Origin of the sequence: Bacillus sp. 22190 (assembly GCF_052045575.1) — a bacterium.
Taxonomy (GTDB): Bacteria; Bacillota; Bacilli; order Bacillales; family Bacillaceae; genus Bacillus; species Bacillus altitudinis.
The window spans coordinates 94,438-117,781 of sequence record NZ_JBQEPF010000003.1 but is presented as its reverse complement, the minus strand read 5'-3'; the positions used below and the strand labels follow the sequence as shown (position 1 = coordinate 117,781).

Annotated in this window: 22 protein-coding genes; 2 read left to right on the top strand and 20 right to left on the bottom strand. The window is 40.4% G+C overall.

The genetic code is table 11. The features are described from left to right. Positions 1-3: 3 nt before the first annotated feature. The 15 genes from ACTJKA_RS05335 to ACTJKA_RS05265 all read right to left on the bottom strand — a co-directional run bounded on the left by ACTJKA_RS05335 (position 4) and on the right by ACTJKA_RS05265 (position 17,877). A complete protein-coding gene (locus ACTJKA_RS05335; protein WP_035392136.1) occupies positions 4-693 on the bottom strand; it encodes a DUF881 domain-containing protein in 690 nt (229 codons plus the stop codon). Beyond that, the gene (locus ACTJKA_RS05330; RefSeq protein ID WP_035392138.1) at positions 690-1,469 is read right to left on the bottom strand and encodes a cell division protein FtsQ/DivIB; all 780 of its coding nucleotides are present in this window, start codon (positions 1,467-1,469) and stop codon (positions 690-692) included. Before ACTJKA_RS05330 ends, ACTJKA_RS05335 begins: the two co-directional genes overlap by 4 nt. Before the next feature lie 136 nt (positions 1,470-1,605). Then, positions 1,606-2,517: a UDP-N-acetylmuramate dehydrogenase gene (gene murB, locus ACTJKA_RS05325; protein ID WP_007499764.1), complete on the bottom strand. Its 912-nt coding sequence runs from the start codon at positions 2,515-2,517 to the stop codon at positions 1,606-1,608. A gap of 30 nt (positions 2,518-2,547) precedes the next feature. Further along, a complete protein-coding gene (gene murG, locus ACTJKA_RS05320) occupies positions 2,548-3,642 on the bottom strand; it encodes an undecaprenyldiphospho-muramoylpentapeptide beta-N-acetylglucosaminyltransferase (protein WP_268357801.1) in 1,095 nt (364 codons plus the stop codon). 198 nt (positions 3,643-3,840) lie between these two features. Continuing rightward, on the bottom strand, positions 3,841-4,941 hold the full coding sequence (spoVE, locus tag ACTJKA_RS05315; RefSeq protein WP_007499768.1) for a stage V sporulation protein E: 1,101 nt from the start codon (positions 4,939-4,941) through the stop codon (positions 3,841-3,843). A gap of 59 nt (positions 4,942-5,000) precedes the next feature. Then, positions 5,001-6,347: a UDP-N-acetylmuramoyl-L-alanine--D-glutamate ligase gene (gene murD / locus ACTJKA_RS05310; protein ID WP_440607660.1), complete on the bottom strand. Its 1,347-nt coding sequence runs from the start codon at positions 6,345-6,347 to the stop codon at positions 5,001-5,003. Between the two features lie 9 nt (positions 6,348-6,356). Continuing rightward, the gene (mraY, locus tag ACTJKA_RS05305) at positions 6,357-7,331 is read right to left on the bottom strand and encodes a phospho-N-acetylmuramoyl-pentapeptide-transferase (protein WP_007499771.1); all 975 of its coding nucleotides are present in this window, start codon (positions 7,329-7,331) and stop codon (positions 6,357-6,359) included. A 136-nt stretch (positions 7,332-7,467) separates the two neighbouring features. Next, positions 7,468-8,943 (bottom strand): UDP-N-acetylmuramoyl-L-alanyl-D-glutamate--2,6-diaminopimelate ligase, encoded by a 1,476-nt coding sequence (locus tag ACTJKA_RS05300; RefSeq protein ID WP_440607652.1) that lies wholly within the window; start codon positions 8,941-8,943, stop codon positions 7,468-7,470. Between the two features lie 211 nt (positions 8,944-9,154). Then, positions 9,155-11,074: a stage V sporulation protein D gene (locus ACTJKA_RS05295; protein ID WP_017359366.1), complete on the bottom strand. Its 1,920-nt coding sequence runs from the start codon at positions 11,072-11,074 to the stop codon at positions 9,155-9,157. Positions 11,075-11,199: 125 nt separating this feature from the next. Further along, positions 11,200-13,350, bottom strand: coding sequence for a penicillin-binding protein (locus ACTJKA_RS05290; protein WP_336749885.1), 2,151 nt, complete (start codon positions 13,348-13,350; stop codon positions 11,200-11,202). A 7-nt stretch (positions 13,351-13,357) separates the two neighbouring features. Continuing rightward, entirely contained in the window at positions 13,358-13,705 is a 348-nt protein-coding gene (gene ftsL, locus ACTJKA_RS05285) for a cell division protein FtsL (protein WP_008344998.1), read from the bottom strand. Between the two features lie 36 nt (positions 13,706-13,741). Continuing rightward, a complete protein-coding gene (rsmH, locus tag ACTJKA_RS05280; RefSeq protein ID WP_007499781.1) occupies positions 13,742-14,674 on the bottom strand; it encodes a 16S rRNA (cytosine(1402)-N(4))-methyltransferase RsmH in 933 nt (310 codons plus the stop codon). A gap of 66 nt (positions 14,675-14,740) precedes the next feature. Beyond that, complete coding sequence (mraZ, locus tag ACTJKA_RS05275) at positions 14,741-15,172, bottom strand: division/cell wall cluster transcriptional repressor MraZ (RefSeq protein WP_003211163.1); 432 nt, start codon at positions 15,170-15,172, stop codon at positions 14,741-14,743. Between the two features lie 127 nt (positions 15,173-15,299). Further along, positions 15,300-16,919, bottom strand: coding sequence for a bacillithiol biosynthesis cysteine-adding enzyme BshC (bshC, locus tag ACTJKA_RS05270; protein ID WP_008345002.1), 1,620 nt, complete (start codon positions 16,917-16,919; stop codon positions 15,300-15,302). 64 nt (positions 16,920-16,983) lie between these two features. Continuing rightward, positions 16,984-17,877: a 2-dehydropantoate 2-reductase gene (locus ACTJKA_RS05265; protein ID WP_336749764.1), complete on the bottom strand. Its 894-nt coding sequence runs from the start codon at positions 17,875-17,877 to the stop codon at positions 16,984-16,986. A gap of 210 nt (positions 17,878-18,087) precedes the next feature. Here ACTJKA_RS05265 and ACTJKA_RS05260 point away from each other — a divergent pair, with 210 nt between their 5' ends. Beyond that, positions 18,088-18,567, top strand: a complete 480-nt coding sequence (locus ACTJKA_RS05260; RefSeq protein ID WP_007499784.1) for an N-acetyltransferase — start codon at positions 18,088-18,090, stop codon at positions 18,565-18,567. A 53-nt stretch (positions 18,568-18,620) separates the two neighbouring features. On the opposite strand, the gene gerR is transcribed toward ACTJKA_RS05260, so the two are convergent. From gerR to ACTJKA_RS05245, 3 genes are all read right to left on the bottom strand, one after another. Further along, positions 18,621-19,160, bottom strand: coding sequence for a sporulation-specific transcriptional regulator GerR (gene gerR, locus ACTJKA_RS05255; protein WP_017359370.1), 540 nt, complete (start codon positions 19,158-19,160; stop codon positions 18,621-18,623). A gap of 138 nt (positions 19,161-19,298) precedes the next feature. Next, complete coding sequence (gene rpmF, locus ACTJKA_RS05250; protein WP_008354700.1) at positions 19,299-19,472, bottom strand: 50S ribosomal protein L32; 174 nt, start codon at positions 19,470-19,472, stop codon at positions 19,299-19,301. Between the two features lie 21 nt (positions 19,473-19,493). Then, positions 19,494-20,012, bottom strand: coding sequence for a YceD family protein (locus ACTJKA_RS05245; protein ID WP_008345010.1), 519 nt, complete (start codon positions 20,010-20,012; stop codon positions 19,494-19,496). 206 nt (positions 20,013-20,218) lie between these two features. Here ACTJKA_RS05245 and ACTJKA_RS05240 point away from each other — a divergent pair, with 206 nt between their 5' ends. Then, on the top strand, positions 20,219-21,466 hold the full coding sequence (locus ACTJKA_RS05240) for a nucleotidyltransferase (RefSeq protein ID WP_419715763.1): 1,248 nt from the start codon (positions 20,219-20,221) through the stop codon (positions 21,464-21,466). A gap of 33 nt (positions 21,467-21,499) precedes the next feature. Here ACTJKA_RS05240 and ACTJKA_RS05235 read toward each other — a convergent pair whose 3' ends face one another. After that, positions 21,500-22,528 carry a SepM family pheromone-processing serine protease gene (locus ACTJKA_RS05235; RefSeq protein WP_017359372.1) on the bottom strand — a complete coding sequence of 343 codons (1,029 nt, stop codon included), beginning with the start codon at positions 22,526-22,528 and terminating at the stop codon, positions 21,500-21,502. Positions 22,529-22,532: 4 nt separating this feature from the next. After that, a complete protein-coding gene (locus tag ACTJKA_RS05230; protein ID WP_017367186.1) occupies positions 22,533-23,312 on the bottom strand; it encodes a patatin-like phospholipase family protein in 780 nt (259 codons plus the stop codon). Positions 23,313-23,344: the final 32 nt, after the last annotated feature.

Below are 23,344 nucleotides of genomic sequence, written 5' to 3'. Positions count from 1 at the left end.
CATTTAATCTTTGTTTCTTAGAAGAGGATTCATACGAATATCCTTCTTTTCAATCGTCATGGAAATATGATCACTTGTCAGCTGATCAACCACCCCGCCTGCAATGTTTAATGCAGGAATTAAAACAGCTGGATCTCCAATAGCAGAAATGACAAATGGTGCTGGATGTTGAACACCATCAACCGTGACGACTGGACCGTTACAATGTATGTATGATTGGTGTGTGATTCTTTGTCCGTTTATAGCTACAGCAGATGCCCCTGATATAAATAGTTCGTTTATCACATGGAAAATGTGGCTCTCATGCACAATGTAATTATTGACATTTTGTCCACTCGGGATATAAGATGCATCTTCAAGAGATACTTTTACCCCTTTCCCTTTTACACCTATTTCTCCTGTAAACATTCTGTATTTCTCAACATCTTCCAAAACATTGAAATACTGCTCTTTTTCATTTTTCAAACCAAACTCTGTTTCTTGGACTTTTGATTGAAGACGATAAAGTTCTTTTTCAAGTTTTTGATTCGCCTTTTCTTGTTTTGTTAGCTGACTTTTCAAAGAATATTCTTTTTTCCATTGTTCGGTTCGATTGACATCTGCTTGATGCTGCTTCGTATATTGGTATGAAAAAGAAATCAGAAATCCAAGAACAAGCATTACAATTGAGAATATGACGGTTTTGCCTCTCAACGTTCATCTTCCTTTTTCTTAGATTTAAAAGCTTCAAAATACGTAGCTACTTCCATATGAATCGTACCTTTCTCAGAGGACGAAAGCTCTTTGACAATGGCAGGGTACGTCGTCATTTTATCTGCGAATGTTTTAATTGATGCAATAACGGTGTTTCCATCATTCATATAAAATTTAACGAGCCACTGATTGGAGCTAGTCGGTACGTAATATACTTCTGAGATTAGTTCCTGAATAGAAGCCGGCAGTTGATTCAGAGCTCTCACTGTTTGCTTCAATTTCTCTTTATTGTCCCAATCGACAAAAATAGGTCCTGCGTGACTTGGCGTTACTTCATCTGGCAAAGCCGTCCCGTTTTCAAGAAGCTCATAATAAAAATGTCCCTTTTGCAGATACGCAATATTTGCATACTCTTTGACAGCAATACTGACTTTATTAGGGAAATGTTTTTTGATATTGACACTTTTAATCAATTTATTTTGCTTTATATGGTCTGCTGTCATATCTTTATTTAAATTCCAAAACTCTGTCTCGCCTTCTTTAATTTGCGAAAGTTTAACGAGCTGTTTTGTTGGTACATGTTCATTACCGGTAATGGTTAAAGAAGAAATTTTACTGATTGGTGTTTGCAAATAGACAATAATTAAAACCATGATAAAAAACAGCAAAATAAAAGAGATTAATCTCCGATTCGCTTTCTGCTTCCTTTGTTCTTTAATTTTAGGGATTCGCTCTTCTATATTGACGATCTTTTCATTTTCATGATCAGGCCGCATATATACTCTTCACCTCATTCAAAGCTGCTTGTCCGCACCTTTGGATCATTCTTTATCTCATATTGATTAGAAAACAAACGGCATGAAAAAATGCCGTTTGTTTTCCTGTGATACCATCATTCATAAGTAGTAGCCTTTAATTTGCTTCACCAATAATTTCTACTTCTGTATGCATCTCTACATTGTAGTCATCTTTGATTTTCTTTTGAATGTACTGAATTAAGTCGAGCACATCTTGAGCCTTCGCCCCACCAGCGTTGACAATAAAGTTTCCGTGCATATCAGAAATTCTAGCGCCGCCAATCTGATATCCTTTTAAATTCGCCTTTTCTACAAGCTGTCCTGCATATTCAGGTAATGGATTTCGGAAAATACTGCCGGCGCATGGTTTATTATACGGTTGTGTTTCCTTGCGATAATCTTTATTTTGCTGCATTTTCTTTGTGATTTTCTCACGTTCGTCCTGTTTAAGCTTGAACACTGCTTCGAGAACAATTCCAGGGCGCTCCTTTTGAAGCACAGAAGTTCGATAGCTAAAGTTCATTTGCTCATTAGTTAACCACTCGATCGTTCCATCTTCAAATAAGACTCTCGCTTTCACAAGAATCTTGCTGATGTCAGATCCATGTGCCCCTGCGTTCATATAAACAGCGCCACCAATAGAACCTGGAATACCAGCTGCGAATTCCAATCCTGACAGCCCCTGCTTACTAAGAGACGTCGCGAGTCTTACAACTGAATAGCCTCCGCCAACTGTAATCTCTTCATCATTGACAGTTAAGTGATCAAGCCCAGCACCCAGCTTTAAAACGACCCCGCGAATTCCTTTATCAAGAACAAGTAAATTGGACCCTCTTCCAATGACCGTCCATTGAGTATCATGTTTTTTCACCTGATCCATAATTGTTTTGACAGCATCGACATCTTTAGGGATGACTAATAGATCGGCCGGTCCGCCTATTTTCATTGTCGTATGATTTGCAAGCGGTTCATTTTCAAGTACTTTACCAACTTGCGCTTCTAATAATTCATTCTTCAAGTTCTCCATATTACCCTCCGCCTTACCTCATATCATTCATCATGAAGTCGTAATTTCTTTTAACACATTATATAAACGTGTGGCCGCATCTGGTACTCCGAGTTCTTTTGTTAAACGGCTCATTTGATGTAGTTTCTCGTCATTACCAGCAATTTCATCAATTGCATGAAGCAAGCGATCTCCAGAAAGCTCTGATTCTCTTAAAACGATCGCAGCATCATGTTTTTCAAGTGATCTTGCGTTAATTTCTTGATGATTTGCGGTCACGTATGGACTTGGAATGAAGATGGTCGGAATTCCAAGTGCCGTCACTTCAGCAATCGTTGTGGCTCCCGCTCTTGCAACAATGACATCAATTGATTTTAAATACTCCGGCATTTGATGCAAGAAAGGCTTTGTGATCATATTCGGTGCTTCACCTTTTTCTTTTAATTCGTTCAGCACTTTTTCATAATGAACCTCACCTGTAATATATAAAAGCTGATAGTTCTTTGTCTTTAATTCATCTTGCATGTCAATCACTGCTCGATTGATGGGAGCAGCACCTCTGCTCCCGCCAAAAATGAGAACCGTTTTTTTCTTCTCATCCAGCCCGAACTCTTTAAGAGATTTTCCCTCTTTAATAGAGACGACTTCAGAGGCCCTTGGGTTTCCCGTAAAAACAACCTTTTCTGAAGGAAAGTGTTCCTTTGCTTCAGAAAAACAGATGGCTACTTTATTCACATACCGTGCCAGAAACTTATTTGTGATGCCTGGCAGGCTATTTTGTTCGTGAATGATCGTTGGGATTTTTAGCTTAGACGCAGCATAAACAACTGGACCACACACATAACCACCTGTTCCAATAACAGCATCCGGCTTAAATTCTTTTAAATAAGATTTACTTTTTTGGACGCCCTTTAGAAACCTCATCACTGTTTTTACATTATCAAACGAAAGCTTTCTCTTAAAACCTGAAATTTCAATTGATTTAAAAGGGATATTTTCTCTTTCTACAATTTTCTTTTCAAGCCCATTCTCAGTGCCAATATATAAAAATTCCACATCAGGATGCAGTCTTTTCACTTCTTTAATAAAAGCTAGTGCAGGATAAATATGCCCGCCTGTTCCGCCTCCACTAATAACTATACGCATTATACCATTTCCCCTCAATTTTTTTCTGCTCTGAACAAAGTATAAACCCTGTTTTAAACAACAGGGCTCCGTCAAAACCTGTAAAGAAGAGTCAATCATCATGTTTTCGAAACAGAAACTGCCATTTTCACTCTTCAAATCATTTTTTCATACTTTTGCAAAATAAAAGTCTATATGGTTTCATGAACTATCAGCACATTAATATCTAGCATATCTGCTTACATTCAAAAGTACGCCAATTGCCATCAGCATTAATGTCAGTGATGAACCGCCATAACTTAAGAATGGGAGTGTGATGCCCGTCACAGGGATGAGACCAGTGACAACTGCGATATTAATCATTACTTGAATGGCAACCATTGAGATGATACCCACTGCCAAGAAACTTCCATATAAATCTGGTGCCCCGAGGGCTATTCTAATGCCTCTCCACAATAGAACACTAAAGAGAAGCAAAATGAGTGATCCACCTATAAATCCAAGTTCTTCAGACAATATAGCAAAGATAAAGTCTGTTTGAGGCTCAGGCAAATAGAAGAATTTTTGTCTACTCTGACCTAGCCCCATTCCAAACAGACCGCCTGGACCGACAGCGTATAAGGATTGAATAATTTGAAACCCGCTGCCAAGTGGATCCTCCCAAGGATTTAAATAAGATGTAATTCGTTTTATTCGATAGGGTGCTGATAAGACAAGTGCGGCAAATCCGCTAAGCCCTAAAAGACCGAGAAAGATAAAGTGAGCGATTCTCGCACCTGAAACAAATATCATAATAATACAGGTTCCAACCATAACCGTTCCTGTACCTAGGTCTGGCTGCAGCATAATGATAGCAAATGCAGAAAACACAATGCCTAGTGCTGGGGCAAAACCTTTACGAAAGGATGTGATATTCTTTTGCTTTTCAGATAAGAATTTTGCAAGAAACGCAATCATCGCAAGCTTCATAAATTCAGAGGGCTGAATACTAAACGCACCGACACCAATCCAGCTTCTTGAACCATTTCTCTCCATACCGATACCAGGAATCAAGACAAGCACGAGGAGGAGAAAACACACTGCAATCAGTATCTTTGACCAAGTCCGCCACGTCCAATAATCGACCCGCATAATGAAAAACATTGCGATAACTCCGATTCCGGCAAACAAAAGCTGTCTTTTTGCAAAATAAAACGAATCATCAAATTTATACGATGCCCACACAGCACTTGCGCTGTACACCATAATTAAACCAATCGTCAATAAAAGTAACGTAATGACAACAAGCAAAAAATCCGGAGAAGTTTTCTTATTCGTCAAGAGACCGACACCCCAAGCATAATTTCATTTGGGCTGTCAGTCATATGAGAGACAAGCCCTTATTTAAGCATATGCACGGCGTTTACAAACATGTCTCCACGTTCTTCAAATGTTTTATACTGATCCCAGCTTGCACAAGCTGGAGACAATAAAATCACGTCTTCTTCTTCAGATATGCTAAACGCCGCAGGTACTGCTTGTTCAACATTATCGACATGTTTTACGTGATGTATTCCCAGCTCTTCACCAAGCTTCACAAACTTAGGCGCAGTCTCACCAAATGTAATTATTCCTTTTACATTCTTCATAAAAGGTTTTAATTCATCAAATTCATTGCCACGATCCAGTCCACCTGCTAGTAAAATGGTCGGCTGCTTGAAGGCAGACAAAGCTTTACTTGTTGCCAGTATATTGGTCGCTTTACTGTCATTATAAAATTTTCTATTTTGAATCGTCTCCACAAATTGCAAACGATGCTTCACTCCACTAAATGTAGTAAGAACTTGCGCAATCGCTTCGTTTGAGCAGCCTGCATTTTTTACAACACAAATAGCTGCTAGAATATTTTCTTGGTTATGCTCACCAGGAAGAACAACATCCTTGAGGTCAATGACATGTTCATTCATATAGTAGATGGCATCACCTTTAATAAACGCTCCATGTGCTACCGGCTCTTTAACTGAGAAAAACACTTTTTGCGCTTTCGAATCTTCTGCTAGTTTGACAACAGATGGATCATCTAGGTTAACCACAGCTATGTCATCTTCCAGTTGATGTGCATACACCTTCTGTTTTGCTTTTTCGTATTCTTCACGCGTGTGATGATAGTCTAAATGTGCGTCAAAAATATTTAATATTAAGCTGATTTTAGGTCTGAATTCAACGGTTCCCATTAACTGAAATGAAGAGAGCTCAGTTACGATCCATTCATCGCCCGCTGCACGCGCGGCAACTTCACTTGCGACCGTTCCGATATTACCTGCTACCAATGTTTTTTGGCTGTCTTTTTTCAACATTTCATAAATCAAAGTGGTCGTGGTCGTTTTTCCATTTGATCCGGTAATCCCAATAAAAGGAGACGAGGTCAAATGATACGCCAATTCTATTTCAGTCCAAACTGGAATTTTTCGGCGAAGCGCCTCTTGAACCATCACATTCTCATAAGGAATTCCAGGGTTCTTAATTAAAATCGTAATTTCTTTATCGTCGAACATACGAAGAGGATGACTGCCACAAATGACATCAATCCCCTTTTCAGAAAGTAGCTGAGCAGGCTCGTTTTCTTCAAAAGCTTTTTGGTCATTGACCGTCACGTTTATTCCGTGCTCGTGAAGAATTGAGGCTGCCGCATATCCGCTTTTTGCAAGGCCTAGTACTAGTACATGTTCGTCTTTTAACATTTGCATCCTATTCAATTATAACCACACCTCGATGTAAATTCCTAAAACAGCAAGCAATAAACCAGCTGTCCAGAAGGTGACAACTACTCTCCACTCAGACCAGCCAACTAACTCATAGTGGTGGTGAAGCGGGCTCATCTTAAAGATTCTTTTTCCAGTTGTTTTAAAGGAGATGACTTGAAGGATAACGGATAACGTTTCAACAACAAATACTCCTCCAATAATGACGAGTAAAATCTCAAGTTTTGTTAAAATGGCAATGGCCACTATGGCACCGCCTAAAGCAAGCGATCCCGTATCACCCATAAATACTTTTGCAGGATGCGCATTAAAGACAAGGAACCCAAGGACAGCGCCTGCTACTGCTACCGAAAAGATCGCCACATCATACTGAGATTGATTCCAAGCCAATATGGCAAAAGCTCCGAATGCAATAGCAGCTGTTCCAGATAATAAACCATCAAGTCCATCCGTAAGGTTTACCGCATTAGAACCACCGACAAGCATGAAAACGACGAGGATAAAGTATGCCCATCCTAAGTCAAAGCTGACATCTGTTCCTGGAATGCGAATTGTCGTTGCAAACTCATAATAATGGAAGACTGCATAGAAAATCACAGCAATCACAATTTGCCCGATCAGTTTTTGTTTCGATGTTAAGCCAAGATTTCGCTTCATCGCTACTTTAATATAATCATCTAAAAATCCTAATAATCCGTAGCCAAGGGTGACAAATAACAATAAAAACATTTCTGGACTAATCTCAGAGAATTTGTTAATCATCACGATCGTTGTAATTGTAATAGAAAAGATAATCATAATTCCACCCATTGTTGGGGTACCAGATTTCTTTTGGTGAGACTGAGGTCCTTCTTCTCTAATACTTTGACCAAATTTAAGTCTTCTTAAAAACGGAATAAAAATCGGGGATAAAAGAACACTGATTAAAAATCCCATTATGATTGTAAACAATATCACCTGTTCAAGCATTGTTCTTTACTCCTTCCGAATTTCCAAAGCCGTTTTCCATTAGAAAATAGCATTCATTATTATGATATTCATTCGTGTCTTTCGTATGTTGTTTTTGTACAAAATGCTTCATTTCATTACACTCTTTTCATCATTTTTAAGATTTGTTTAGATCTAAAATAGCGTCCGCTGCCACCTTGGCATCATCAAAGTCATAGACTTGATCACCAATGATTTGGTACGTCTCATGGCCTTTTCCAGCTATTAAGACTGTATCGCCCTTTTTTGCATTGGCAATGGCAAAAAAGATGGCCTGTTTCCGGTTCACAAAGCTGTGATAATAGGCGTTTGGCACGCCATTTTCCATGTCTTTCAAAATGGCTGATGGATCTTCACTTCTTGGATTATCTGATGTGAAAACAGGCTCATCTGCATATTTCACAGCGATTTGGGCCATCTGAGGGCGCTTGGTTTTATCACGGTCGCCCCCGCAGCCAACTACACAGAAAATTCTACCTTCTGTTAATTCTCTACACGTAGTCAGTACATTTTCTAAACTGTCAGGTGTGTGCGCATAATCAACGATGACTGGGAAGTCTTGATCAAAATTCACAAGTTCGAATCTTCCTTTGACTCCCTCAAGTTCTTCAATGGCACTAACGATCGTTTCAAACGTTAAGCCTGATACAATTCCTACTGATACAGCTGCTAAAATGTTATACACATTGAATTTCCCAATAAGGGCAACCGTCACATTTTTTGTGCCGATTGGGGTGATCAAATCAAATTGTGTTCCCTTTGGTTTGATTTGAATGTTCTTTGCCATTACATCTGCTTCTTGCTCTAAGCCATACGTCATAATTTCAGCAGCTGTGACTTTTTCAAAATCACTAGACGCTTCATCATCTGCATTTAAAATGGCATGCTTCGGCTTATCATGCTGAAAGGCACTTCCGAGCTGGGAAAAGAGCAAGCTTTTTGCATGTTTATATTCTTCCATTGTGTTGTGGTAGTCCAAATGATCTTGGGTAAGATTTGTAAAGACGGCAATATCATAATCACATCCATGAACACGCCCAAGATGCAAAGCATGTGATGATACTTCCATAATGGCCGTATCTACATCTTGATCAAGCATCTGCTTAAAGGTCTTCTGAAGGGTGACACTCTCAGGTGTTGTGTTTTTCACTTCGAGAATTTCATCGTTTACCTTCATATACATCGTACCGATTAAACCTGTTTTTTTATCGGCTTTTCTCATGATTTGCTCAATCATGTGTGTTGTGGACGTTTTTCCGTTCGTTCCTGTAATACCAATTAGATTGAGTTTATGAGTTGGCTGTTCGTAAAAAGCATCTGCTATTCTTGCAAGTGCTCTTTGAGAGTGTTTTACAATAATGACTGGTACATCTGTTAGGTGAAGTGGGTGTTCTGCTACAATCGCTGCAGCCCCGCTTTTCACAGCTTTTTCAGCGTAATCATGTCCATCTACTGTATAGCCTTTTATACAGACAAAAAGACTCCCTTTTTTCACTTCTCTTGAATCCATTTCAATGGAAGTAATCTCCGGATTTTCGTTTATCAGTTCACTGTTTTCACTTTTAAAGTATGTAAGGAGTTCTTGTAATTTCATTTCATATCAAACCTCTCAAATTCGTTCACGTGCATGTCTTGTGAAAAAAACACACAGTCTATATTTTATCGTAAAAAAAAGGATACATCCAGCGTATTCCTTAAGTTTCTCTTGGAAAAAACACACTTTATGCTCTTTTTTTAAAGCGACCCTTCACTTTCAACAAAAAGAGGCAGCCGAATGAGTGCGGCTACCCTCTGTTCATTCTTTATTATTCATCATTTAAGTATAATCGGATCGTGGAACCTTCTTTGACCTTTGTGCCGGCAGCAGGCGATTGCTTCACCACTTTACTGCCAGTTCCTGAAGCATCAATCTTTAAATTAATCAGGAGTGATTCAAGGTCAGAAACAGATCCTCCTACAAGATTCGGTACCTCAATGGTTTTTGTGTCCAGCCATTGATACTTCTTTTCAATTTGTCCTTTTCTTTTTTTCACGCCCATTTCAGGCAGACTGTCTCGCATAATATGGCCCACAATAGGTGCTGCTACTGTCCCACCAAATTGAATCGTGCCTTTTGGGTTATCTACTGCTACATATACAACAATGCTTGGATCATCCGCAGGCGCAAAACCGATAAATGACACAATGTGGTTATTTTCCATGTACTTTCCGTCTTTTACTTTCTGTGCTGTTCCTGTTTTTCCGCCCACCCGATATCCTTCAACGAATGCATTCCGACCAGTTCCTTGAGCGACTACACTTTCAAGGGCATACCTGATTTCTTTAGACGTCTCCGCTGAAATGACTTTCTTCTTGGCAATTGGTGATTGCTTTTTCACTACCTCTTTTGTAATTGGATCGATCCATTCTTTTGCAATATACGGCGTGTAAAGCGTTCCTCCATTTACTGCGGCTGCCACTGCAGCTACTTGTTGAATCGGCGTAACAGATACACCTTGACCAAAGGCTGTTGTTGCCTGTTCTACAGGACCAACACGATCAAGCGGGAACAAAATTCCTCTACCTTCTCCTTGAAGATCGATTCCTGTCTTTTGACCAAAGCCGAAATTTTTAATATAAGAAAATAGTTTATCTTTTCCAAGACGGTCGCCTAGCTCGACAAATCCTGGGTTACAAGAGTTTTGTACCACTTCTAGAAACGACTGTGATCCATGTCCTCCCTTTTTCCAGCACCTGAGTCTTGCGCCATCCACTGTCACAGATCCGCTGTCAAAAAAATGATCACGTTTTAAATTTACTTTATTTTCTTCCAGGGCAGCTGCCAGTGTAATGATTTTAAACGTCGATCCTGGCTCATATGTGCTCCACACCGGTAAGTTTCGGTTAAATACTTTTGAATCAACTGATTGATAGTCAGCCGGATCAAAGTCAGGTCTGCTCGACATTCCCAGCACCTCACCATTTTTCGGATTCATGGCAATGGCAATCATGCCATCTGGGTTATATTTTGCCTGAGCATTGTCTAGTTCTCGTTCGATGATGGTTTGCACTTTTGAATCAACGGTTAATTTCATATCAAGCCCATCTTTAGGCGGTGTATAATCATCTGCTTCATCTGGCATTTTCTGCCCTTTTGCATCAGAATAAAATTTCACAGAGCCTTTTTCACCTTTTAGGTCATCATCATAGTACGCTTCTAGCCCAAGTAAGCCTTGATTATCAATTCCAGCAAAACCTAATACATGAGATAAGAAACTTCCAAACGGGTAATGTCTGATGCTGTCCTCTGCTACATAGACTCCATCTAAATCAAGCTCTCTGACTTCTTTTGCTTTTTCATGAGATACTTTTCTCCCCTCTGGGGAAATTCGTTCTATAGACGTTTTCTTGGTGACATGCTTGTACGCTTTCTCCTCAGACATATTCAGCACTGCTGCTAATTTTTTGCTTGTTTCTGCTGGGTCTTTCACCTGCCGCGGCACGACTAAAATAGAGGGAGCACTTTTGTTCGTCGCAAGCTCCACTCCATTTCGATCCAAAATATCTCCTCGTTCTGGTTCAAATGGGAGGTTACGGCTCCATGAATCTTTCGCTAAACTTGTCAGCTTCTCGCCCATAATAAACTGCACATATCCTAATCTAGTATCTATGATGAAAAAAATGATCACCCCAAACAGCAGCACGAAAAGCAATCGTTTTCTCACTGTTACACTTGACACTCGCACGCCCGGTTCACTCCTTACATATGGCTTGTTTTCATCATATGCAGGCTCGTCTTTTTATAGAACGATCTCGTCCATCGCTCAAGCAAAAGAAAAAAACCTAGCAAATGATTTGCTAGGTTTTCAAGTTAATTTGGACTTTTGAAGGTCACTGTGACGACTTTATCTGAAATCTCCGCTCCACTTTTCACGCTTTGTTTGACAGCATATCCCTGTCCATTTGTTTCAATATGCACACCTGAAATAGACGCATATTGAAGAACTTCCCTTCTGGACCAGCCTGTCATATCAGGCATTTTAATGGTTTTCCCTGCTGTTTTCAAAAAGATTTTCTGGCTTTCAGAGAATTCAGAGCCCGCATTTGGCCATTGGCGTTTAATGGATAGACCGTCACCAATGACAACAGGTGATAACTTTTTGTTTTTTGCTTCTGTTTCTGCCTGTTTCACTTCTAAATCTAGGAATGACGGCATTGTTTCTTGTTTTATTTTCTGTTTGCCAGATTTTTTATCGTCTGTTTTTGTTGGTGCGATATTTAGATAGAGCAAACTATTTTTCATCACAGGGTTAAAGATTTCTGAAACAGGGGCAGAGCCTGTTTGTGTTTCAGATAGCTGAGGCTGTTGGACAGCGACATAAACGAGTAGCTTCGGATCATCTTTTGGTGCCATTCCCATGAATGAAAAGACGTAATCGTTTCTCCCTTGAAGGTAGCCGCCAGCACCGCCAATTTGTCCTGTACCTGTTTTCCCAGCGACATCAAAACCTTTGATTTGATATGGCTGTCCTGTGCCAATTTTTGAGGAAACGACCTCACCTAAAATGTCACGGACTTGCTTCGCTGTATCAGAAGAAATTGGTTTTCCTGCCACGGTTGGTTCGTGCTGTAAAATTGTTTTGTTTGTGTTCGGGTCTGTAATATGATCAATTACATATGGCTTCATCATCGTTCCACCGTTGGCAATGGCTGTCGCCGCTTCAATTTGCTGAATTGGGGTAATCGCAGACGCCTGACCATAAGCCGTCGATGCTTTGTCATATTCGTATCTGAAATTGATTTTACTAGACGCTTCGTTCGGCAAGTCTATGCCTGTTTTGTCATAGAAATGGAATTTTTGCAAGTATTGTTCGTAGCGTGTGAAACCTAGCTTTTCTTTTGCCAGTTTCGCAAAAGCTACGTTTGAAGAACGTAGAACACCTTCATGAAAATCAATTTTCCCCCAGCCATTTCCGTTGTTATGGTCTCTTACAAGACCGCCGCCTACTTTATAAGTACCAGACTGATACTTGTCACTGCCTTGGTACACCCCTTCTTGGATAGCAGCAGCGAGTGTAAAAATTTTCATCGTTGAACCTGGTTCAAATGCGTAAGAAATGACATCGTTGTTATAGTTCGTAATGTCGAGTTCATTTAAATTAAAGCTTGGCCGCTGTCCCATTGCAAGAACTCTTCCAGTTTTCGGATCAACGACTGTCGCAATGATTTTCTTCGGCTTATATTTTTTAGCGACCTGCGTCATACTTTCTTCAAGAAATGCTTGAATTTTTTGGTCGATAGTCAGCGTGACGTTTTTCCCGTCTTTCGGGGCAACGATGTCTTCTTTACTATTCGGAAGTGCCCATCCGCTTCTGTCGCTGTTATATGTTACATAGCCATCTTTTTCTTTCAGATATTTATTCAGAGCCTTTTCTAGACCCATTGCGCCTGACATGTCCTTCGTTGCTTCATCTAATCTAGCATAACCGATTAAGTTCGAAGCAAACATGCCGTTTGGATAATACCTCTTTGTGTCTTTTTCAAAGGCGATCCCAGGAAGTTTTAGCTTTTCAATTTTTTCCTTTGTTGAAAAACTAATATCCTTTCCGGCTTTACCAAACTCGACTTGGAACGCATCTTTTGTATTCAGACGCTTTAAAATTTCACTCTCACTCATATCAATGACCTTTGACAGCTCTTTTGCTGTCTTTTCTTTGTCAACGACATGCATCGGATGCTTTGGATCGACCGTCATTTTCTTGCTCATGATTGCAATTAGCTTATACACAGATGTATCTTCCGCAATCACATTGCCATTTCTGTCTAAAATGGACCCTCTTTTGGCTTCAAGTGTTTTTTTCGATTGATATTGTTCATTGGCTTTTGCAGCTAACACTTGTCCATCAACGGTTCCCGTAATCTGAATATAAATAAAACGTGCAAGGATGATAAAGAAAAACAGGGCGAAGCAAATACTCGCAATTGCCGCGCCTCTGTTCATCATTTTATTCTTTTTAGGCATCGCCATGTTAATCGACCTTCTTAACATCTTTCGATATGCTTAAGCCCGCTTTTTTAGCGGCTTCAATGATTCTCTCTGGTTCACTTAGTAAGTCTTTTTCCTTTTGCAGTTCAGTGATCTTTTTCGATTCTAAAGACACTTGCTGTTCTAGCTTCTGCACTTCGATATTTGCGTGATAAACAGCAAAGGCTTTAGAAATGATGAGGATCGAGCTGCACATGAGAGCCATGACAAACATGACAAGTAAGATTTTTTCACCAAGTGTAATAGAACCTCTTCTTCTAATCACAACCGATTGACCCTGCTGTTCGGTTTGATGTTGCTTTACTTCTCTTTGGTAAGCCAAATTACTCATAAGAAACCTCCTTTTTATCATCATCTATGGTGTCGTTTACTTTTTTTCTGCAATTCGGAGCTTCGCTGAACGGGCACGGTTGTTATATTCCAGCTCTTGTTCTGATGCAACGATTGGTTTTCTCGTGATCAGCTTCAGTTTTGGTTCAAGTCCTTCTGGAATCACTGGTAGTCCGTGCGGAAGTTCTGGAAGAGAAGACATTTCTTTAAATGTACTTTTACAAATCCGATCTTCAAGTGAATGGAATGTAATGACAGAAATTCTCCCCTTCGGATTGAGTAACTCTATTGCTTGTTCTAGTGCTTCTTCAAATACTTTCAATTCGTCATTTACGGCAATTCGGATCGCTTGAAACACTCTTTTCGCTGGATGTCCGCCTTTTCGTCTTGCAGGTGCGGGAATTCCTTCTTTAATAATGTCGACAAGCTCACCTGTTGTTTCAATTGGCGCTTTTTTTCTGGCTTCTTCAATTTTGCGTGCGATTTGCTTGCTGAATTTTTCTTCCCCATATTTGTAGAAAATCCGAACTAGATCTTCAAATGGCCATTCATTCACCACTTGTTTTGCCGACAAAGCAGCGGTTTGATCCATTCGCATGTCAAGAGGTGCATCATGGTGATAACTAAAGCCTCTCTCTGGTGTGTCAAGCTGAGGTGATGAAACCCCAAGATCAAAAATCACACCGTCTACGCTTGTAATTCCTTGTTCATTCAGACGTTCTTTTAAATATCGGAAGTTGCTTTTTATGAAAAGAATGTTCGCTTTAACATGTGCGAGCTTCTCTCGTGCATGATCCAGTGCAGCATCGTCTTGGTCAAACCCAATCAATGTACCTTTTTCTGATAATTGAGATAGTAAATATGAGCTATGACCTGCGCCGCCTAGCGTGCAGTCCACATATGTACCGTCTTCTTTGACGTTTAAACCGTCAACTGTTTCTTTTAATAATACTGTCTCATGTTGAAACATGATGATATGGTCCCACCTTTTTCAAATAGAAATGAATGTGTAGAAAGCTTGCTGCACAAGGGATTATTATATATCAAATCCAATCATGTTTTCAGCAATTTCAGCAAAAGAATCTTCTTGCTCTTCTGTATATTGTTCCCAGATCGACTTACTCCACAACTCAATTCGATTTGAAACGCCGATGACCACACATTCTTTTTCGAGTTTTGCATATTGGAGTAGGTTGGATGCGATGTTAATGCGCCCCTGCTTGTCCAGATCACATTCAACTGCGCCGGAGAAGAAGAACCGGGTAAACGCACGTGCATCTTTTTTCGTTAGCGGCAGTGCTTTGAGTTTCTCTTCAATTAGTTTCCACTCACTCATAGGGTAGCCAAATAAACATTGATCAAGCCCTCTCGTCAGCACAAACTGTTCTCCGAGACCGTCTCTAAATTTAGCAGGGATGATCATGCGCCCTTTTGTATCAATCGTATGTTGGTATTCACCCATGAACATGATATCAGAGCCCCACTTTCTCACCCATACTCTCCACTATCCACCACTTCTCTCCACAAAACTTATTTTACACTGTTTCTACATAAAAAAAAACCCTGAACTAGTCAGGGTTCATTAAAACTTTATTTCAAAGTTTGACAATTTGTTGCTTGTTTTGAAATGAAAATGGCAGATTTTTGAACGTTTTGAAGAATTCTGGACCATATTTGTTTAAAAAGTACATGATATTCCAAATTCTTTCTTGTGGTGCTTCGAGTGGTTTTAAACTATTTTCAATCCGTTCAAAATCTCGAAGGATGTATCCTTCCTTCTCTTCCACACGCTTTGCAACCTTTTGATAAACAAATTGAAGCTGGTCTTCTATAAATTTGGCATTTTTATCTAATAGCTGTTCAAAGCTTGGTTCGATCTCTAGCGCTTCTTGTCTCATTGCCTCATGAACATTCGCTAATTCACGTTTGGCATGTTGAACCGATTCAACAAAGCTGTCTGGAAGACTTTGCTGAAAGTGCGCATCCTTCTTTTCTTTCACGCCTTTTGTCAGCACTTCTTCAACCGACAATTCTCTTATCGGCAGCTTCTTATCAATGTGCCTTTCAAGAATGGTGACGTGCAGTCTTGGAAGAACGGGTGCCATTTTGACATCGAAGTACTCGAAGATGCCTTTCAGCTCACCCCAATAGTTCACTTCACCGTGTCCAGCCATAAAAGCAAGCGTTGGAAGAAGAGTTTCCTGCATCAATGGACGGGTCACCACATTATTGCTAAACCGCTCTGGGTGCTCCTCGACTTCCTGCAAAAGCTCATCTTTTGTCCAAGTAAGCCCCACTTCGGATATAGAAAATTGGCCATTCTCTTTTTCAATGAGGAAACGCTCATCATCATATTCGTAAAACAAGTTGGCTTGATGGTCACCAGCTTCAATAATCGGCTGATACCCCGCTTGTTTCATGGCAGCCTGCGTGTTATTTAAGCGAGCCACGATCGCATCACTCGACTCCACAATTTGCTTGAATAACGTACGTTCAAGTGGCTTCACGCCGAAGTCTCCTGAATTCAATAACAGGAGTCCATCTTCTTCAAATAGATCGCAAACAATCCACTCAAAGAAATCAGTAAACGTTTCTGATTTGCGTAAACATCGAAGAAGCTGATCAAACAAGTCATTTGTGTAAGCAGATTCCTCATAGGTTGAAAATACATCACGAAGCCATCTCTCTGTTTTCTCTTGGTGGAGAGGTGTTCTTTTCGCAGCTGTTTTTTTCACATGATGTAATGGAAGCTTTTGTTTGACTGGGCCTTTTTCGCCAGACGTGTACACAAAGTTAATTTCGTCTACATCGTGATCTTCACCCGCTACCCAAAAGACCGGAATAACAGGAACGCCAAGCGCTGATTCTTTTTCTTTGGCAAACTGAATAATGGAAATGATTTTATGTATGGTATAAAGCGGACCTGCCAGTAAGCCTGCCTGCTGTCCTCCAACCACCATGACGCTCCGTTCATCACGGATCTTCTCAATATTCTCACGCATCGCAGCCGAATCAAATTTTGCATGATATGCGCTCATATAATCCGCTAAAGCCTCGCGCGGGAAGCTCCTTTCCATGAGATCGTCGTATCTCTTTTTCCATGTGTGCTCAGAATGTATATCATAATCAAAAAAAGCAGTCATCTCTTTTTTTTCTTCTATATAATCACGTATGAATAAATTCTGACTTCGGATGGAAAGTTCAGTCAATTGCATGTTTAGAACTTCCTTTCTTCAATAAATAGTTAGTTTCCCGAAAAAGTATAGCATGTAAATGAGCTCACTCAAAAGATTTTGTTTGCTTTTTTTCCAATACTTCCAAGCTTCTATTCAAGAAAGTGAGGAATGGCGGCGTCATCCCTTGACCTTGAGCTTTTTTTAAAAGGTAGCCAATGATTGCTTTTCTTTCAGTTTGGCGGCCTTTGACGATATCTTGCAGCATCGACGATTGATTGGCAGCCGTTTGATGGCAAATTGATTTCACATGAGCCCATAGACGATCTTTCTCAAGCAACCCTAGAATGGAAACCGCTTCTTCAAATGCACATGTCATCATATGTTCATATGACGGGTTCGATACCAATTCCCCATTATTCACATGTAATAAAGCCGTCAACGGATTAATACACACATTGACGAGCAGTTTTTCCTCCAGTATCTTTTTCCATTCATCTGTATAAATCATTTGAAAATCGCCTTTTGACAATCCATTACTCATAGGTCCTTTTTCCTCATGCAGAAATGCTCCCCACTTGATGACACCAATTCCTGTATGGTTTACTGCGCGATCAGACACCTTCATTGCGCCATGCTCTACTACACCAATATATAACTGATGTGCCGTTTTCCAGTTCTTTAAATCGACGAGGTGGGCCATTCCGTTCTGCAAAAATAAGATCCGCTGACGAGGCAGTCCCGATAATTCCCCTAGAACATCTTGCAGATGATGATACTTCACTGTCACAATCAGCAAATCAAATATTCCTTTGACCCCCGTATCGGCCCCAACAGCTGATTGAATGGTTTCCCCTCTTACCATTCGTTCGATGCCTAATGCTCGAATTTCTTCTGCCTGCTGTTTTCTTCTTGTAAAGACGGTAATGTCATGATGCTCTGATAAATAACTGGCACAAAGCAGACCAATCGCACCACCGCCAATGATTCCAATTTTCAATTGCCGCACTTCCCTTTTTCTGTTTACTTCATGTTATCAACTATTTTACCAGTTTCGTGCTACGATGCAAAAAGCAGATAACGCGCTATGATTGAATTTTTTTAATTAAAAAACTATAATAATAAGTGTAAAAACTTTTTTAGGCGGATGGGATGAAAACGCCTTCAATGACATCACTGTCGACATTATGTGTGTAAGGGGGAAGATCACATGACACAAGTAAAACGTCTTCTGATTAACTACAAAACATTAGAGGAATTTAAACAATTTAAGGAATATGGCATACAAGAACTTTCCATGCTTGAAGACCTAGAAAGTAATATGATTGAAAATGACAGCAACTCTCCATTTTATGGGATTTACTTTGGAGATAAGCTTGTGGCACGTATGAGCCTCTATCAAGTAGATGGCTCGACGACGACGTATTTTGACCATAATCATGATTATCTAGAGCTGTGGAAGCTAGAAGTGCTGCCAGGATATCAGCGTAAAGGATACGGCGAAGCGCTTGTTGATTTCGCAAAATCTTTTGGCCTTCCAATTCGAACGAATCCACGCGTCAAATCTGCCGGTTTTTGGGATAAAATGGGCTTTGAAGCGGTGAAATATGATATGGAACGCGATAAAGGAGAAAACCCACTCATTTGGGAGCCTGCACATATACAAAAGAACACAGGTGAGTCCGCTTAATCATTTTAATCAATAAGAAAACGCCCCTCTTTCCATCTGTGAGGGGCGTTTTCTTATTTTGCGTAATCTTTTAAGCTGATATTCTGTTTGACTCTTTCAACAATACCAATAAGTGCCCGGTAATCTTCTTCTGTCATTTTTAATTGACGTTTCAGCTGTTCATTTTCTTCGGTGAGTGATTTTAATTGATGCTGTGCATCTTTAAGCTCCTCCCGTAAATAAGCTGGACCAGATGGTTCTTTCTCAAGCTGCTCTAGAAACCGAATTACTTCTCGAAGCGTCAGTTCAGTCTGATCAGAAGATGCCTTCTCCTCTATGGTGAACGCATGCTGCGGTAAACCCGAAGAATGGATACCAATTTTTTTACGCAGTTCTTTTCGCTGTTTTTTGGCAAGCTCAATGCCCGCCTGGTACTGCTTTCTGACGTAAGAATTCCACCTGAATCCACATGCTGCTGCTGTTCTTGACAATGCTTTTCCAACCTCTTCAAATGCTGAAAGCTGGGTACCGCCATCTCGGATATGCCTTAAGACAACTTCTGCTAAAAGTAAATCTTCATCTTGTGTCCATGCGTCCTGCCGTGTAATCGTCAACTCATCATCCCCCCTGAATCTGAATACCACATCATATGCGCTTACTAGAGTAGATAGACTATTTGCAGGAGAGAAACCTAAAAAATAGATCAATAAAAAAACGCAAGGGAAGATTCCCTCACGTTTTTTTATCAAGCATTAGTTGCTTTTTACGTCTTTGCCTTTGTATGTTCCGCAAGATTTGCAGACACGATGAGAAATTTTCATTTCACCGCATTCTGGGCAAGCTACCATACCAGGTACTTGTAGTTTGAAATGCGTACGACGCAATCTTTTTTTCATTTTAGAAGTTCTTCTAAAAGGTACAGCCATTATTCCCACCTCCTTAAAGAGTTAAGATTCATTATTTTCTTCTAAGAGCTTCTTCAAGCCTTCCAGACGAGGATCAATTCGGTTTTGATGTGCATCTTCCGAAATGACCGCCCAGTCATTCCCTTCCTGTGGTGCAGCACCTTTTACGTCAGCTTGGTCGCAAAAGATTTGCATGGGCACTTCAAGAAGAATTTCTTCCTTGACTATAGGCGTTAAGTCGATGATATCGTCTTCTACAACAGATACGTCTTCATCTTCTATATCGTCTGTCTTATGAAGTACAAATAGTTCTTTTGTTGAAATCGCAAATGGATAATTTACATCAACAAGCGTTCTTGAACAAGGCAATGTCATTTCACCTGTGATGGTTAAATCAAATGCGACTTGCTTTGATTCGATCACTCCAGTCCCTTTCACCTCTACTGGTGAAATACGACGTATATCTGAATGAAGGCTAGTAAGTTCATTTAAGTCAACCGTCTCATGAAAATCGAAGCTGTTTTTAGCTTTTTGATGTAACTGATAAACTGTCCATTTCAATTGTATCACCTCTAAGAGCAACAAACATGATTATAGCTTTCATCATGCTATTTGTCAATATTTTTTCTTTACAGTCCTTCATGACGTCAAAGGGCTGTTTGACATCAGTTCTCGGAATGCCTAAACTGAAAAAAATGGACTTCATTTTTCCCTTATGCTACTGTAGCACAGACCATTTAACCATAGCAAGAAAGGCGGAACATCTATTGAAAGCAGTGGGAGTCGTTGTCGAGTACAATCCATTTCATTATGGGCATGCCTATCATGTGAATCAGGCGAAAAAACAAACCTCCTCAGATGTTGCAATTGCCGTTATGAGCGGTTCTTTCCTCCAGCGCGGGGAGCCTGCCATCGTCTCAAAATGGGCACGTACAAAAATGGCACTGCAAAACGGCGTAGACATTGTGTGTGAGCTTCCATACATATATGCCGTACAAAAGGCAGAAACCTTCGCCAATGGCGCTGTGTCCATCCTTGATGCATTAAAATGCCATTCTCTTTTTTTCGGCAGTGAGGATGGAGAGATCAACGCATTTGAGCGCACAGCACACGCTTGGTATGAAAAAAAGGCAGAGATTGATCTTTTAACAAAAGAAAAGGTGAAAGAAGGTCTTAGTTATCCCGCCGCCGCAGCAGGTGCGTTTCAAGAGGCCATTCATTCTGAACACTTACTGGATTTGTCCAAACCAAATAACATTTTAGGCTTTCATTATGTTAAAGCCATCTTAGAGAGAGCTCCTCACATGCAGCCTTTTACGTCTCAAAGAATTGCATCTGATTATCATGATGAAGAACTGCCTGACAACCAAAAAATCGCAAGCGCCACAAGTATCCGAAAAGCATTAAAAGAACAGAGCTCATTTCAAGCAGTCACGCCCTATCTCCCGGACGCTACTTTAAAGCAATTACACGACTATCATTCTTCATATGGTCTTTTACATACGCAAGAAGCCTATTTTCGCTTTCTGAAACATGTTTTTCATACAATGGATACGAATGAACTAGAGGGCATCTATGAAATTGAAGAAGGCATTGAACACCGCATGCAAAAAGCCATGACACATGCATCTTCCTACGAGGAGTATCTATCACTTGTCAAAACAAAACGATATACGTGGACAAGGTTACAGCGGATGAATACGCATCTATTAATGAACGTGAAGAAAAAGACGATGCACGAGCTGCTTGAAGAGAAAAAAGCGCCCTATATTCGTTTACTTGGAATGACAAGGAAAGGACAACAGTACCTGTCTCTTGTAAAAAAAGGGTTGGATGCACCACTTGTGAGTAAACTGTCTTCCTTTTCACATCCCGCCCTTGATCTTGATATTCGCGCTTCAAGGGTGTTCAGCCTTCCCATCTGTGAACCCATGCAAACAGAATTAACGAAAGCAGAGTTTAAAACATCACCGATTCGATATGATGAAGAGAGCGGACTCTTTTCATCTCGATAGAAAAAAGCAGCCTGCAAGTCAGGCTGCTCTTTTTTATGATGCTTTCTCTTTTAATTTGTTTAAATAGTTTAGTGCGTCCTGCATGGTATCCACAGGAACGATTTTCATATCACTTTTAATATCTTTTGCTGTTTTGACTGCATTTTTGTAGTCAGAGTTTGGGTCACCTTTATCATTCGGTGCAAAGAAGATGTCTTTTCCTGCTTTGTCTGCTGCAACAACCTTTTGATCAATTCCGCCAATCGGTCCGACTGTACCATCTGCATCAATCGTTCCAGTTCCTGCGATCGCATAGCCATGTGTTTCATCTTCTTTTGTCAGCTGATTGTAAATTTCAAGTGACATCATTAAACCAGCCGATGGACCGCCGATGTTTTCAATATCCACTTTCACAGAAGGAGACACTTTCACATGACGGTCTGTAAATAGTGATACGCCAATTCCCACTCGTTTTGGCTCTTCTTTAAATGGTTTTAACGTCACGTTCTGCGTGATTTCTTTGCCATTACGTTCAAGTACAAAACGGACAGTCGTGCCTGCTTTTTTACTGCTGATATACGAAACCATTTTATCTGCTGACTCATATGTATGACCGTCGACGCTTTTGATCTTATCGCCCACTTCAATCTTCCCATATGCAGGCATTCCTTTCATCACATAGCTCGCATATACCCCATTAAACGTATAATCTACTTTTTTCCCTGCTTTTGTATAAGCGGCAATCATCGCATTTTCTTGAGAACTTTTCATGAGCTGCAGCTGCCGTTTCATATAATCCTCATCAGACTCTCCGTCCGCTTTAATATTTTCTTCTGGAACGATTTCGTCATACTTGTTCATTTTTGCAAGCAAATACGTATATGGATTGGCTGGACCTACTTTAATGGTCATAAGAGAAAAGCTGCCCTTCTCGCCATATCCTCCGTCTACTTGAATGTGTGGCGCAATTTCTGTTGCATCACCTGGCTTTGTGACGTAATAGGGCAGTTTCACAAAAGTTAAGCCAAATAAGACTAGAACAACAGCAAAAAAGCTGAGCCAGCGAATATTTAATTTTTTCATTCGATTAACACTCCCATTTATCAATGACATCTTTCAGTTTTCCTTTTAGTTGGTCGGCGGCGAGTTCACCTGCTTCAATCATTTCTTGAACCTGTGTAAACGCACTAGAGCTAAAGGTCTCGAGCTTCGGCCGAATCATGAGATCTGCATGAATGGTTTGGTGACGAACCAATTCATTTTGAAGGATGTCCAAACTTTGCATAATGACATCCGATAATCTCGTTGCCTTTTCTGTTTTTTTCACCCTTGATACATCAGAGGCGATAATGAGATCTGCTCCCATTTCTTTGAGAACAGAGACAGGAATGCGGTCCACTACCGCTCCATCCACCAATTGCCTGCCGCCTATTTCATGCGGAACAAACACACCCGGAATGCTAATGCTTGCCCTGACTGCTTGTGAGACAGACCCTTCTTTGAACACAACCTTCTCCCCTGTCTGAAGGTCACAGGCGACAATCGCAAGAGGCACGCGCATTTCTTCAATATTCTTCCCATATGTAAACGTGTGAATCAGCTGCAAAATTCGATTTCCTTTTAACAGACCGATTTTTGGCAGTGTATAGTCAGCATAATACTTTCTTCTGAAGACAAGTGCAAGTTTTTTCATTTTTTCTACGTCTTGTCCTGCCGCATAAAAGCTCCCCACAAGAGCACCAATACTGCTTCCTGCGATCATATCCACCTGAATTCCTTGTTTCTCAAGACTAGATAAAACCCCGATATGCGCCATCCCTCTGGCACCCCCGGAGCCCAGCGCAAGCCCGATAATCGGTCGTTTCATGAATCCACCCTCCTCTTTCTATGCATATATAC